The 13,862-nt window shown below is 40.6% G+C and carries 11 protein-coding genes and 2 pseudogenes; 6 read left to right on the top strand and 7 right to left on the bottom strand.

Translation table 11 applies throughout. The annotated features are described in order from the left end of the window. Nucleotides 1-75: 75 nt before the first annotated feature. Nucleotides 76-1,014: a TonB-dependent receptor plug domain-containing protein gene (locus tag V7K56_RS10455; protein ID WP_442939991.1), complete on the bottom strand. Its 939-nt coding sequence runs from the start codon at nt 1,012-1,014 to the stop codon at nt 76-78. Nucleotides 1,015-1,167: 153 nt separating this feature from the next. Next, nucleotides 1,168-2,151 carry a helix-turn-helix transcriptional regulator gene (locus V7K56_RS10450; RefSeq protein WP_334910157.1) on the bottom strand — a complete coding sequence of 328 codons (984 nt, stop codon included), beginning with the start codon at nt 2,149-2,151 and terminating at the stop codon, nt 1,168-1,170. A 659-nt stretch (nt 2,152-2,810) separates the two neighbouring features. Between V7K56_RS10450 and V7K56_RS37035 the strand changes: the two genes are divergently transcribed. Beyond that, nucleotides 2,811-3,029 carry a chlorophyll a/b-binding protein gene (locus tag V7K56_RS37035; RefSeq protein WP_442939992.1) on the top strand — a complete coding sequence of 73 codons (219 nt, stop codon included), beginning with the start codon at nt 2,811-2,813 and terminating at the stop codon, nt 3,027-3,029. Nucleotides 3,030-3,263: 234 nt separating this feature from the next. On the opposite strand, the pseudogene hypB reads toward V7K56_RS37035, so the two are convergent. After that, nucleotides 3,264-3,782: pseudogene (gene hypB / locus V7K56_RS10440) on the bottom strand (hydrogenase nickel incorporation protein HypB); the annotation flags it as partial. A 190-nt stretch (nt 3,783-3,972) separates the two neighbouring features. Continuing rightward, nucleotides 3,973-4,617: a class I SAM-dependent methyltransferase gene (locus V7K56_RS10435; RefSeq protein WP_334910155.1), complete on the bottom strand. Its 645-nt coding sequence runs from the start codon at nt 4,615-4,617 to the stop codon at nt 3,973-3,975. A gap of 137 nt (nt 4,618-4,754) precedes the next feature. On the opposite strand from V7K56_RS10435, the gene V7K56_RS10430 reads away from it, so the two are divergent. From V7K56_RS10430 to V7K56_RS10410, 5 genes are all read left to right on the top strand, one after another. After that, on the top strand, nt 4,755-6,413 hold the full coding sequence (locus V7K56_RS10430; protein ID WP_334910153.1) for an ArnT family glycosyltransferase: 1,659 nt from the start codon (nt 4,755-4,757) through the stop codon (nt 6,411-6,413). A 74-nt stretch (nt 6,414-6,487) separates the two neighbouring features. Beyond that, nucleotides 6,488-6,955, top strand: coding sequence for a MarR family winged helix-turn-helix transcriptional regulator (locus V7K56_RS10425; protein WP_334910151.1), 468 nt, complete (start codon nt 6,488-6,490; stop codon nt 6,953-6,955). 162 nt (nt 6,956-7,117) lie between these two features. Further along, complete coding sequence (locus tag V7K56_RS10420; protein WP_334910149.1) at nt 7,118-8,611, top strand: HlyD family secretion protein; 1,494 nt, start codon at nt 7,118-7,120, stop codon at nt 8,609-8,611. Nucleotides 8,612-8,824: 213 nt separating this feature from the next. Next, nucleotides 8,825-10,078 (top strand): MFS transporter, encoded by a 1,254-nt coding sequence (locus V7K56_RS10415; RefSeq protein ID WP_334910147.1) that lies wholly within the window; start codon nt 8,825-8,827, stop codon nt 10,076-10,078. A 187-nt stretch (nt 10,079-10,265) separates the two neighbouring features. Beyond that, the gene (locus tag V7K56_RS10410; protein WP_334910145.1) at nt 10,266-11,861 is read left to right on the top strand and encodes a DHA2 family efflux MFS transporter permease subunit; all 1,596 of its coding nucleotides are present in this window, start codon (nt 10,266-10,268) and stop codon (nt 11,859-11,861) included. 195 nt (nt 11,862-12,056) lie between these two features. Here the strand turns inward: V7K56_RS10410 and V7K56_RS10400 are convergent, their stop codons facing one another. From V7K56_RS10400 to V7K56_RS10390, 3 genes and pseudogenes are all read right to left on the bottom strand, one after another. Beyond that, nucleotides 12,057-12,836, bottom strand: a complete 780-nt coding sequence (locus V7K56_RS10400) for a Uma2 family endonuclease (protein WP_334910143.1) — start codon at nt 12,834-12,836, stop codon at nt 12,057-12,059. 336 nt (nt 12,837-13,172) lie between these two features. Further along, nucleotides 13,173-13,661 (bottom strand): hypothetical protein, encoded by a 489-nt coding sequence (locus V7K56_RS10395; protein WP_334910141.1) that lies wholly within the window; start codon nt 13,659-13,661, stop codon nt 13,173-13,175. A 14-nt stretch (nt 13,662-13,675) separates the two neighbouring features. Continuing rightward, a pseudogene (locus V7K56_RS10390) lies at nt 13,676-13,862 on the bottom strand (transposase family protein); the annotation flags it as partial.

The following is a 13,862-nucleotide window of genomic DNA, read 5'->3' as shown; positions in this document are numbered from 1 at the left end:
GATCGCCTGCCTGCTTGTGAGTTACTAATCCGCCCACATTGCTATTTAATCACGATCTGGTATTACCCATCAAAATTAATGGGACAGACCACTAGCGTCTCTCAACCCGTTTCTCTGAATATCACTTCCAGCAACAAAGCCTCGGATCAAAGGTTGCTCAAAATTTCCACGGGTTGATGAATTAGGTCCCTGTGTTACACCGGGTACGTTTCTGAGGGCTTCACTCAGATTCCTTACCTGCTGGTCTTCTAGCACCTGCCGGGGTACTACTTGAATCGATTGTGGAATGTCGCGTAGAGCCGTATCGGTTCTGGTGGCAGTCGATCCATCTGTTACGCGATAAGTATCTTGTTCACCTGTCACCACCAACTCAATCGGTTCATCTCCCTCTGCCGATGATTGAGTTGGCTGTGTCTGATTTTCTGGCAGCTGTGTTTGGGGGTGTTGTGGAGAAGTTGGTGTTCCAGTAGAAGCTACCGCAAAAACTAGCCCTGCATTATCATCATATAACTCAACTGTGGGTAAAGCCTTTTCACCCACCACCGTCACTCGCACAGTATTTGCATCAACATTCGTAACTATTATCTGGGTAATTCCCTCTACTGGTTTTTCGGAACGAAATGTAAAAGCATTGCCATCAGCTAAACGCAACTGACCACCAGATACATCGACAATAAAATTATTACCAGTACTGCGATTTGTGACTTGCAGTTGAGTACCAACAGGTGTCTCTAAAATCACCTCTACGCCTTTGGCAGTCGGATTAGCTTTCACCCTCGTTATTTGTATAACTTTACCCCCAAGGTTCTCCTGGTTGCTTGGTGTTGGCGACTGCACTCTTCTTTGAGCGCTGGTATTTGGAAGCTCTATCTCGCTCAGTTGTCGAATCTTGCTCTCGGTTTGCTCCCTCGATCCTGCTTTGTTAAGCGGGGATCTCTGCTGTGCCCAAACTGTTGGAGCAATCATGACCGAGACGATACTTGCAATCAATATCAATTTGAATGAATGACTCATGACTCTCCACACCAGTGTTATCAAACCAATAATTAGGAAATTATCTTAAAAAGATTACTGGAAAGTGGGAACCAATGGGTGATAGAAATGATGGCTAGACGGAATTTTTTTGATGGCTAGACGGAATTTTGTGTCGCGTTTTGACTTTTGCCTTTACCGCTTGCGTTTCAAGGAACTGGGATTGTAGCCAAACTTCTTGCGAAAGGCAGCAGCAAAATAGCTCCGGTCTGCAAACCCGATCGCTTCAGCAACCTCTGCAACTTTCATTTCGCCCGTTGTCAATAGCTGCCGCGCTTGCTCTAGTCGATAGTCATGCAAATAGCTAAACGCAGTTTTGCCAAACACTTGCCGAAAGCCGCGCTTGAGCGTGCAGTCATTTAGCCCTACCTGCCGCGCCAGTTCCGTTAGAGAAGGAGGATTGTCCAGCCGATTGAGCAACAGTTTTTTAGCATAACAGATGCGGTCTACATCCTCTGGTTTCAATTGCCCAATATTACTGGGTAGCTCCTGCTTTGCTTTTAAGAGTTCCAGCAGCAATGCCGTCAGTTCCCAGATTTTACCTTCTAGGTACATCTTCTGTGTCATGTCTTGATAGGGACAGTGCAATATCTGCTGTAATGCAACTTGCATCCCTGGTGTGGTTGTGCCGATGTCAAGTGATCGCTCCTCATCTGGTGGTTTCACAAGATGCTCAAAAGCAGCAGGCAATTGCCCGGATGCATCACCCACAAATGAGTATAACAGTTCAGGCATTATATGAACTTCAATCCAAATCGCTTGCTCAACGGCTGGTAACTCTGTAACTTTACCCTCTGACATACCCTTGCCCCACAGAACATGTTGTCTAGAGTTAACAGCAGTATTGTCGATCCGAAACCTTTCTGAGCCTACGCAAAAACCATAGTGTAAACAAGAATCAGGTCTTGAATCATCTGCGATCGCCAAGTCATGGCGCAACTTATAGTCATTAATGAGCAAACTTAGGCCCTGCCGCAATTCAAAGAACTGCCCAATCCCCTGACCAATTAATTCAGGAATCTTCCAGCGCGTGACAAAACCATCCGAGATCGGAGGGTCATTTTGTTCTGATGCCTCAAATATCTCATTGAAAGCTACTTGAGAAAAAATCGTTGTCATGGCTACTTGGAGTCAGTCTGGTGAGGTTGACATACATGATGCCCAATTGCTAGCGGCAAATGAGAAAGATTTACATCTTTTTATAATCATCTGATTGGGATGCCAGAGGCAAGCAGGTTGCCAGTGAAGTGGCTTTCTAGTAAAAACCCTTAAAGAAGCTCATTTTTGCGGGAAAGTGGATAAAGGTACTGAACAGATGGTGTTTTCGGAGGCGATCTTTAATTGCAGGGTATGCCTATGGTAGAGGTAATTGGCGCGATGTCTGGCGACAAGCCGCTTCTCTACGAGACGCTGCGCGAACGCGTCTACGCCAACCACACCATTTAGCTGAGTTATTCACTAAACCTCAACCCAAGGTAGTAACTGCATAGAAATTTTCCGGGGGTAAATTTACCCCCCTGTGACAGACAAACAGTAATCTCGAAATATTTTGACCTATAGCATTCTTTGCTCTCCTTCATTTTGCTGCCAAGATAAAGGAGAGTATTTATCTCTTGTGTTAGATAACACAACTAGGCGTTCAACTTTTGGTATAAATTTTTTATTTTCTTTGTGTAACTTTTTGTATCGTTAGGAAGACGAGGATTCTGTAAAGTTTTTTTAAGATGGGAGATAAGATAGATAAAGCACAAACATTCTTCTCAAAAAGGCAAGGAATCATGCAAGAAATAAAAGAAGCAAAAGCAAGTCAGGATTTACTCCCAGAAATTAAAGAGCCTTACTATTACGCTGGTACCCGTTGGAGATGGGGTTTCCAACCAAGTGCTGAGATTTGGAATGGACGCTTGGCAATGATTGGCTTCTTTGCAACTGCACTGTTTGAAATCTTTAACAAAGATGGGCTTATTGGAGGACTGGTCTGGGGATTTTTCTCATAATAGGTAATGTTGTTCTTTAGTAGAGTATTGCAGAGCAGCAAAAATCTCCATCTTTGTGAGAATCAGGTTTAGACAAGTATGTAAAATAATGCGCTCCATTCAAGATATTTAATATCATGGATGGAGCGTATTGAATTTAATCATGCATCCTCCTGCTTGATATTGCAGTAGACTGTTTTGACACCAAATTTAGCTCTCTCAAATGCAGTATACAAGTCTAAATTTTGGCTACCTTTAGGGGTATACCTGTGAACTATTCCTAACCCTTTCTAATAACCACTTATACCAACTATCTAACCCAGTTCCAGTCATCGCTGAAACTTGAAAAACCTGAATTTGAGGATTAACCTGCTGGGCGTATTCTATGCAACGCTGAACGTCAAACTGTACATGAGGAAGTAAATCAATTTTGGTGAGAATCATCATCTCACTGGCGCGGAATATATGAGGATATTTTATCGGCTTATCTTCTCCCTCAGTGACAGACAGAATTACCACTTTCAGATGTTCTCCCAAATCAAATAGGGCAGGACAAACAAGATTGCCCACATTCTCAATCATTACGACTGAGTTCAAAGGTGAATTTAGTTGTTGCAAACCCCGTTCTACCATCGATGCATCTAAATGACAGCCTGTACCTGTGTTAATTTGTACTACTTTACAGCCTGTATCTTGAATTTTCTTAGCATCATTAATCGTTTCTTGGTCTCCTTCAATAACGCTGAGAGGCAATTGATGCTTTAAATCATTAATAAGTAAGTTGGTGGAAAAAAATACAACTATGTTAATGAAGATAAATGAGGCTAAAACCTTTTCCTCTTGCCTTCTGCTTTATCCCAACTACAAATATTTACACTATTCTACTTAGCAAGATGATAATCGTTAGATTGGAAAGAGTTTGTGGCAGCCGACAGTTGCCAAGCTGCATTAGTGAATATTTGACTTAACTGCGGTAAGCTATGACGGCATAAAACGGATCTCCTCCAGCTGCACCCAACCACTGTAATAAATTTGGTAATGTTGACTTATGAGCTATAACTTCTGCGGTTGTAAATCCTGGAACTGATGCAAAGTAAGCTTTGACTAATTCTACTCGCTGTGCTTCTGAAGCCTCTCGCCAAGCTTGAATTGCCTTTTCAAAAAACATCCGGTTAGAAAAACTGATAATTGCGACACCGCCGGGTTTTAGGATGCGGTAAATTTCGGAAAATACTGCTTCTGGATATTGCACATATTGCACAGATACGCAATTGAGAACAGCATCAAAATCTTCATCTGGGAAAGGTAGCTGGGGATTTTCGTTAAGATTTTGCACAAAGTAATGATTTAAACGGGGATTTCGTGCTAGTTCCTCAGCGTTGAGTCCGTGTCCTTCCACATGGTCAAACTGCATCTCTTCTGGTAGATGAGACACCCAACTGCTCATCATATCAAAAATGCGGGTGTTGGGTTTGAGGCGATCGCGGTATAAATCCGTTAGCTGTTGAATAAATCCTTCATCGACATGGGTAACGAAGCGAGGATAGGTGTAGAACAGCTTATCGTCTGTATCGTCTAATTTCAGGCGTTGATTCGGTCTTAACTGCATAAATCTCTGTTTTGGAGTACTTTTTCGGAAAATTGCGGCAACTTCAAGTATTTTTCAAAAAACACTACGTAACATATTTTAATAACAATAGGACACTTAAACGAGTCTAGATAGCAGCATTCAAATTTATCAATTCAATGTTCCATAAACTACACTTCTGGCAGCATATTTGGCGAAAAAGCCGCCTAGTAGAATCGTTACCCTATTTAAGTTTGTTCCTTTGGAGTCTACCCTTATTATTATTTACTTCTGGGCACAATAGCCTGATGGCACATGATGAAGCCCTTTACGCTTCCCGTGCCCGTCTGATGTTTGATTCTGGTAATTGGATAACTCCTTGGGAAACGGCACATCATAAAACACCTGGGTGTTATTGGTTAATTGCTAGTTTCTACAAGTTGTTTGGTATCAGTGATACTAGTGCGCGTCTTCCTAGTATGATTGCTAGCATTTTTAGTTTATGGCTGGTATATGAAATTGGCAAAATTATGCTAGGCAAAAAATTAGCTTGGCTGGCTACTGCTATTTTCAGTGTGGAATTTCTCTGGCTACAATACTCTCGCTTAAGTACACCTGATGTACCGATGGTTTTCTTGGTACTTTTAGCTATTTTTTCTTTAATCAAAACAGAATTACATCCTAAATATCACTATTTTTGGAGTTTTATAGCTGGTTTCAGTTTGAGTTTAGGCTTCCTAGTCAGAAGCTTTATGATTTTTTTGCCAATTATCGCTTTATTACCTTATTTAATTTGGGAACATCACCGTCATCGTCATCTTACTAACCCAATTTTATATCTAGGCTTTTTTGTAGGTTTAATACCAACCTGCATTTGGCTGTGGTTAAGCTGGCTGCACTACGGAAATCAAAGTTTTGAAGAGTTGCTCAAGTTTGTTGTGCAGCTAGGTTCTGAGGATCGGAATCATAATGGGCTGCTATTTTATGTATGGACTATTCCTGTAAATGCATTTCCTTGGGCTTTTTTCGGACTTTTAGGTTTGTTTTTAACTGTGCGTCGTCCCATTCCTCTTTACCAGTTAATATTAGTTGGTTTTCCACTTGTCTTATTTGTAGAAATTAGTGTTTTTAGCACTCGTTTACCTCACTATAGTCTTTGCCTTTATCCGTTCATAGCTTTTTTAGCATCTGTGGGTTTAAGCTGGTTAGGCAATATTTACCAGAGAGGAATTCATCGACAATTCCCTCTTCAAAAAGGTAAAAAAAATATATCAACTCTTTTTGCAAAGAATAATCTTTCTCGAAACCTCAGTTACGGCTTTGGTGGATTCGGTGTTTTACTTGTAATAGCAAGTACTGTCGCTATTAGTTACGGTGGTTCTGATGTTCGCAAGTATGCAACTATTAGTTTGGGTATGTGGTTGGGTTGGTTAATTTTACCTGTGGTATGGATTGGTCGTTACCACTTTGGCAAAAAGTTTCTCACAGCCCGTTACTGGATTGCAGGATGGTTAATTTCCTGTTGGCTGACTTTGGCGACGATGGGTAGCTTCGGTTTGTTAAGTGACTATAATCCTGCTTTAAAAACTTTTTTACAACAAAGCGCGATCGCCTCAATTCTCCAATCTCATCCTATCTACCTTGTGCAAATAGACCAGAAAATCCAAGTACTGCTTAATTTCTATCTTACTATTCGCCCCCAAGCAGTGGTTTCTATTTCCGAAGTACCAGCTTTGAGCTATGCTTTGATCTATACTGACCAGTCTCCTAAATTATCTCGGACTCACCACGTTCTCAGTACAGTAAAAGAGTACCAATTGATTCAAGTTCTTCCCTAAGACGGATGCAAAGCAAGTATTGTTAAATAATATTGATTTAGATAGAATAGTACGCACACTAAGTATTTTCTTAAATGGTTTCTACATCTAATTACTCCCTACCTTTAGAGTCGTGGCAGCAAAATCTGGCACCATACAATTTGGGCTACAGAATTAAATTAGTCTCACAACTGCTGAGTCGCAAGTTCACTGAGAGGCTAGAACCCTTTGGACTTACGCCATTTCACTGGTTGGTGTTGTGCTGTCTTTGGCAAGAAGATGGTTTACCTACTTCTAGTATTGGTGACAAACTCAAACAAGTGGGAGGGACTTTAACAGGCGTACTAGATCGAATGGAAGAACGCGGCTTAGTGCGTCGAGAACGCGATGTCCACGATCGCCGCATCTGGCGAATCTGGCTCACGGATGCAGGAAAGGAACTAGAATGTGTCTTGCCGCCAATCGCCGCAGCAGTGCGTGATGAAGCGATGGAAGGTATTTCCTTTGCTGACCGAGAACTGTTTTCTCAAATGTTGAATCGGGCGATCGCTAACCTCTCCTAAAGATAATTACATAATCACCCTGTCGGGTGAGGCAGTGTAAAGATATGTTTTGAGATAATATTACGCATACTAAGGAAATAAAAATTTTTTCAGGTAAAACTACGCATTCTAAATAAACGACTATCAAGCAAATTATTGAACGAGCAAGCGAGGTAACTAATAATGGGTGCTAATACCTTGAACGGACGCAACGGACAAAAGACTATAATTTTAGAAAAAGAAGTGATTCCTGATTTAGAGACTTTAGAAACTGCTACTACAAAGACAGAAACATCAAAGACAGAGACATCCGCAACAGCAGAAGCACCTGTTGTAACTCCTGAGACAGAGAAAGAAGTTCCAGCGAAACCGAAGCGGAAAAGACCGACTGGTTTAATTTTGGCAGGATTAGGTGTAGGTGCGATCGCCGCAGGTACTTTTGGTCTTCACTACTGGCAATACGCCTCCACCCACCAGGAAACAGACAACGCCACCGTTGCGGGAAATATTCACCAAGTTAGTAGCCGCATTCCTGGAACTATAAGTGAGGTGTTAGTGAATGATAACCAACTGGTGCAACCGGGACAATTGTTAGTGAAATTAGACCCACGGGACTATGAAAGTAAGGTGCAACAGGCACAAGCAGCTCTAGAAAATGCGCGTGGTCAGGCGCAAGCCGCCCAAGCAAATATTGCTTTGAGTTCACAAACCACCACTGGTAAGACAGCTCAAGCGCAAGGAGATGTCAGTGGTGCAGTAGCAGCAATTTCTACAGCCCAAGCAGCAGTACAAGAAGCCCAAGCTGGGATTCCCGCCGCCCAAGCAGCAGTACAAGAAGCCCAAGCTGGAATTCCCGCCGCCCAAGCGCAGGTAGCGCAAACAAACGCGAATTTAGAAAAAGCTCAAGCAGATTACAATCGTTACAACGAATTGTATAAAACAGGTGCAATTCCTCGTCAGCAACTAGACACAGCCAAGGCTGCTTATGATGTAGCCAAAGCACAGAAAAATGCCGCGATTCAAGGAGTACAACAAGCCCAAGCTCAGTTAGCCTCCGCCAAAGTTGGTGTCGCCAAAGCTCAGTCTCAGCTAGCACAAGCGCAAGAAAATGTCACCAACGCCCAAGCTAAATTGGCAGCATCTAAGGGAGGATTACAACAAGCTACCGCAGGCGGACAAGATACCACAGTTAAACGTAGCCAATACGAAGCGGCAAAAGCAGCGATCGCCCAATCAGAAGCATCGCTCAAAGACGCACAATTGCAACTATCTTATGTCAATGTTACCGCCCCCAGTGCTGGACGGGTAGGTAGAAAAAACGTGGAAGTTGGCAACCGAGTCCAATCAGGAACACCATTAATGGCGATCGTGGATAACAACTATTGGGTAGTTGCAAACTTCAAAGAAACTCAATTAGAAAAGATGCATCCAGGCGAGCTAGTAGAAATCAAGCTGGATACTTTTCCTCATCACAACTTTGTTGGCCGTGTTGACAGTATTTCTCCAGCTTCCGGCGCTCAGTTTGCCTTATTGCCACCGGATAATGCTACAGGTAACTTTACTAAAATTGTCCAACGCATTCCCGTTAAAATAGTTTTCGATCAAAAGAGCATTCAAGGATACGAATCGCGGGTTACTCCTGGGATGTCTGCGGAAGTTGCTGTGGAAGTCAAGTAATATCAAATCGGTTTAAAACAGATGAAAAACCTCTTTCTACTTATGACCGAAGAACACTCATGATACAAGCCCCTAAATTTATTTATGGGGATTATTAATTTTGAATTTTGAATTCCCCAAAGGGGTTGACATTCTCCTACATCTAAAGAGAGGCGTATAGAGATGAGGTGAGATGATATCTATGAAAGCAAATTGGTATAAAAAAAGCCTGACATGAAAAAATCCCTACTACCTGCTTTAAGGTCAAGAAACTACCAGTTGTTTTTTGCCGGACAAGGTATTTCCCTAATTGGGACGTGGATGACGCAGCTTGCCACAATTTGGCTAGTTTATGACTTGACAAAATCTCCATTAATGCTAGGAGTTGTGGGATTTTCGAGTCAAATTCCTAACTTTTTTTTAGCTCCCTTTGCCGGAGTATTTGTAGATCGTTTTTCTCGATATCGTACCTTAATTGGTACACAAATCTTGGCGATGATTCAATCGTTAACATTAGCAGTGCTGGCGCTAACTGGAGTGATTGAGGTATGGCAGATCATCGCCTTGAGTTTGTTTCAAGGATTTATTAACGCCTTAGATACGCCAGCTCGTCAAGCTTTTGTGCCAGAATTGGTTGAACACAGAGGAGATTTAGCCAATGCGATCGCCATTAACTCCACGATGGTTAACGGTGCGCGATTAATTGGCCCTGCGATCGGCGGTTTATTAATTGCTGGTATTGGAGCTGGCTATTGTTTTTTAATTGATGGTTTGAGCTACGTTGCTGTAATCGCCGCTTTATTGGCAATGAAAGTTAAACCTTGGAAAAATTTGGTAACTGAGGGTAATCCCTTACAAAAAGTCAAAGAAGGATTTGTCTATGCCTTTAGCTTTCCACCGATTCGCTCTGTCTTATTACTATCAGCTTTAGTCAGTCTAATGGGATTGCAAAATACTATTCTCGTCCCAGTTATTGCCGAACAAGTTCTCAAAGGTGGTGCAGAAAGTTTGGGTTTTTTGATGGCGGCATCTGGAGTTGGAGCCTTAACTGGTGGTATTTATCTAGCTACGCGCCAAACAATCTTAGGAATTGGGAAATTGATTGCTTTAGCTCCAGCAATTTTAGGAATTGGTTTAATCGGCTTTTCTTTGTCTCAATTTTTACCACTCTCTTTATTTACAATGTTATTTGTTGGCTTAGGAACAATTCTCCAGATTGCTGCTAGCAACACATTTTTACAAACCATTGTCGAAGACGATAAACGCGGGCGATTGATGAGCTTATATACAATGTCATTTTTGGGGATGATTCCCGTGGGTAATTTATTAGGAGGTTTTTTAGCAAGTCATATTGGCGCTCCTAACACTTTAATGATTGATGGGATAGCTTGTATTTTAGGGTCAATTATTTTCAGCAGACAGTTGCCTGCTTTAAGAAAAATAATGCGTCCAATTTATGAGCAAAAGGGGATTATTACGACTCAATAAGTTTAAGATAAATAACCGCAGTGAAATTTAAATTTATCTTAATGGAGCTTTCTATAGCAATTCTTTAGCAATTCTTTTTTAATTTTTAGCGTTGCTGATTCAATCTCACGCAGAGGTAAAGAACATGTTGATATAAGATTTAATAAGAACATTTTTTGCTACTTAATCTTAAAAATGGAACAAAGTTATGGCTAATACAGGTGTAATTCGTCAGCAAGGGCAAAATCCTGCTTTACCACCAGAGCGTGTACCGCTAAAAACCTGGATTGGTGTATTAGCCAGTATGCTTGGTGCATTTATGGCGGTATTAGATATTCAAATAACCAATGCTTCGCTGCAAGATATTCAAGCAAGTTTAGCAGCAACTCTCGAAGAAGGTTCTTGGATTTCTACCGCGTATCTCGTAGCAGAAATTGTGGTAATTCCTTTAACAGGATGGTTGTCACGAGTATTTTCTCTGCAACGTTATTTATTAGTCAATACTGGATTATTTATCTTCTTTTCTATTTGCTGTGGTTGGGCGTGGGATCTTAATTCCATGATTTTCTTTCGCGCTTTACAAGGTTTTAGTGGCGGAGTATTAATTCCTACAGCTATGACAATTGTTTTAACAACTTTACCCCAATCAAAACAATCAGTTGGGTTAGCAGCATTTGGATTTAGTGCAGTTTTTGCACCCTCAATTGGCCCAACATTGGGAGGTTGGTTAACCGAAAATTTTGGTTGGGAATACAACTTTTATATAAATATAATTCCAGGAGCATTAATGCTGGCTGGTGTTTGGTACGGAATTAAGCCAGAAAAACCCCAAATTAATTTACTGAAACAAGGTGACTGGTGGGGAATTATTGCAATGGCTATTGGCTTAGGTTCCCTGCAAATTGTTTTAGAAGAAGGTAGTCGTAAAGATTGGTTTGGTTCAGCGTTAATTGTGCGCTTAAGTGTAATAGCAGTAATTTTTTTGGCGATATTTTTCTTTATAGAATTAACTCGTAAACAACCATTTATTAATTTACGGCTTGTACTTAAGCGCAACTTTGGTTTAGCCAGTATTGTTAATGTGTCGTTGGGAGTAGGATTATATGGTTCAATTTATATTTTACCGTTGTATCTCGCTCAAATTCAAAAATACAATGCTCTGCAAATTGGTGAAGTATTAATTTGGGCTGGTATTCCCCAATTGTTTATTATTCCCCTCATACCGAGATTAATGCAACGCATTGACGTGCGATTAATAGTAGCTGTTGGTGTGACTTTGTTTTCCATCAGTGCATTTATGAACTCTGGAATGACTAATGAAACAGGATTAGATCAATTACGTTGGTCGCAATTTATGCGTGCAATGGGACAACCCCTAATTATGGTGCCGCTTAGTTCTATTGCCACTGGTGGATTGAGTCCGAAAGAAGCAGGTTCGGCAAGTGGTTTATTTAATATGATGCGAAATCTGGGCGGCTCTATTGGAATTGCTTCTTTAGCAACTTTATTAACAAACAGAGAGCAATTTCACTCGAATAGATTGGGTGATGGAGTATCTTTATATAATCCAGAAACTCAACAGCGAATTGACCAAATGACGCAGTATTTTATTAGTCGCGGAGCAGATTTGAGTACAGCCCAAAATGAAGCGATCGCATCTATATCCAACATCGTACGTCGGGAAGCATTTGTGATGGCTTTTAACGATTGTTTCTACTTTATTGGCATTGCTTTGTTAGTTAGTGGAATTGCCATTTTATTCCTCAAAAAGGTGAAGCCAACTGGTGGCGCTGTCGCCCATTAAATTTGTTGTATGAGTTAAAATGTTTGATGAAACTACTAAGGTACTAAAATGGTCATTAGCCAAAGTGAGTACTATATCTCCCCAGAAGAATATTTAGAAGGCGAGAAAGTAAGTGAAATCAAACACAAGTATATTGATGGGCACTAGTGTTAACCAAGAAACAACTTTATTAAATTATTGATATGAAGATTTTGCTTAATCTAACATTTCTGGGTCAATTCCTAAAGCATTGAGCTGTTCAGCAGAGAGAGTACGCAACTTCTCTGTAATTAAGAGCCGCTTCTGTCGTTCAGTTTCAGCCCTTTGTCGCTCAACTTCAGTGCGTTCATAACCTGTTAACAATAAATTTCCTTGTGCATCCCACCATCGTAGCCAAGGTAACTCTACATTTTGATACAAACCCTGCCAGATTCCTAACTCTACGCCCATAGGAGCAATTGGGTAATGTCCCCGTTCATTAAGTTTCATCAGTTGATAAGTATTATCAATTAGATGGTAAACTTCCACTTGAGCCTTTGCTACTTCATAAATTCCATAATAAGGCACTCGAATTGCTTGCTCATAGACCCAAAATTTACCAACATTTCCACCTTCTCCTTGAGATGGCGGTGTGTTATCTCGTTCTTCTGAACCATCTCCAGAGACAAATTCAATTACAATTAGGGGTGCAACATACTCTTTCCACAGCACATAAGAACGCCGCGTTTTACCTTCAAGGGTCGGTGGTACATTGGGTACATAAAACCAGTCTGGTGCTTCAGCTCCTTTCTCAGGAGGATCTGTCAATCGCCAGTAAATACCTAAATCTTGCCCAATACAATATTGACTATCAGGATGAAGTTCCTCTAAGACAAGTTTAATCGAGTCAGTAAGTAAGATACTTTGGGGATGCTCTTGCCAGTTTTTCACAAATGTACCATCTGAGTCTGGTAACTGGATGTGATCGGGTAAAGTTAATGCCGATAAGGAAGTCATAGGCTTTAACCAATGGGTTGTTTGATTCTTATTGTAGATTGCTATTTTGCTATTTTTGAATAGACACGCTATGAGGTTAGATGCTACTCATACAAAAACAGTCAATCTTTCTATATGAAAAAATCTATCTCGATTAACGTGAGTTCGACAGAACTAAAAAATGGCAGGAGGTAGAGTAGATAGGTTTTTTGGGTAAAATTCTTTTAGGCAAACGTGCAGTCCACTGAGTCGGTTAACGATCATCTCAAAAACCTGTGCTAGATAGAACATTCTCGCCTTGAAATTTCTAAGTCAGCTATTAAGAGAACTAAGCTCTGCTTTTTTAATATTCGTTTGTCAAGTCAAATTTTCTTGTAGACAAGGAAGATTGTTTAAGGTTATGCTTTGTTCTACCTCATCTAAGTAAAACTGTTGTACCCAACGTCTGTATTGCATAATTGACCCTTCACCTTCGCTAAGTAAAGGTTCGTTTACAAAAATTTTATTCTCAAAAATTGGTATTTCTTGTTCCATTGATTCGATGCAATCAGCCATACCTTTGAGATGTAATAATTGAGTCAACAAGCCAATACTAAGATTCTTGACGCTAAAAAGTAAGTGAACATCAACATATTCTTCATCAATTGGGGTTAAAAGTATAACGACTAGAGTACTGACATCAACTATTGATTTGAGAGAGGAATAAATTACACCATACCCTAACCCGTGGTATGTAAATTCTTGTGAACAATCTTCTTTAATGCCTAATTTTCCGCCCCAAGCAAATTTGGACTTAATAGACTTGTCGCTAAATAAGAGCAAAAAATGATGAAATAGAATTCTCACTTTCACTCATCAATTTATGCAGCTATCAAGTAGAAATTCCACAGGTCAGCAGCAGTCAGCATAAAGCGATCATCCAAATTATGAATGCGATTTCTATCTATTGCCGTAGAAGCTTTGTATCTCTTAATACCTGAGATTGTGTGTTCACATTTAACGCGAACGCTACTTTTTTCTCGATTGGATTGTTTTTGTTCTTGAGTT

It is taken from the genome of Nostoc sp. (genome assembly GCF_036917535.1).
In the GTDB taxonomy this organism is placed as follows: Bacteria; Cyanobacteriota; Cyanobacteriia; order Cyanobacteriales; family Nostocaceae; genus Nostoc.
The sequence above is the reverse complement of the archived record's forward strand: the minus strand, read 5'-3'. Positions and strand labels throughout refer to the sequence as shown.

What these genes read in the sequence shown, in the direction of transcription:
- V7K56_RS10450 (WP_334910157.1), bottom strand. Translation starts at nt 2,151, where the DNA reads ATGACAACGATTTTTTCTCAAGTAGCTTTCAATGAGATATTTGAGGCA.
- V7K56_RS10400 (WP_334910143.1), bottom strand. Translation starts at nt 12,836, where the DNA reads ATGACTTCCTTATCGGCATTAACTTTACCCGATCACATCCAGTTACCA.
- V7K56_RS10455 (WP_442939991.1), bottom strand. Translation starts at nt 1,014, where the DNA reads ATGAGTCATTCATTCAAATTGATATTGATTGCAAGTATCGTCTCGGTC.
- V7K56_RS10430 (WP_334910153.1), top strand. Translation starts at nt 4,755, where the DNA reads ATGTTCCATAAACTACACTTCTGGCAGCATATTTGGCGAAAAAGCCGC.
- V7K56_RS10410 (WP_334910145.1), top strand. Translation starts at nt 10,266, where the DNA reads ATGGCTAATACAGGTGTAATTCGTCAGCAAGGGCAAAATCCTGCTTTA.
- V7K56_RS10425 (WP_334910151.1), top strand. Translation starts at nt 6,488, where the DNA reads ATGGTTTCTACATCTAATTACTCCCTACCTTTAGAGTCGTGGCAGCAA.
- V7K56_RS37035 (WP_442939992.1), top strand. Translation starts at nt 2,811, where the DNA reads ATGCAAGAAATAAAAGAAGCAAAAGCAAGTCAGGATTTACTCCCAGAA.
- V7K56_RS10420 (WP_334910149.1), top strand. Translation starts at nt 7,118, where the DNA reads ATGGGTGCTAATACCTTGAACGGACGCAACGGACAAAAGACTATAATT.
- V7K56_RS10415 (WP_334910147.1), top strand. Translation starts at nt 8,825, where the DNA reads ATGAAAAAATCCCTACTACCTGCTTTAAGGTCAAGAAACTACCAGTTG.
- V7K56_RS10435 (WP_334910155.1), bottom strand. Translation starts at nt 4,617, where the DNA reads ATGCAGTTAAGACCGAATCAACGCCTGAAATTAGACGATACAGACGAT.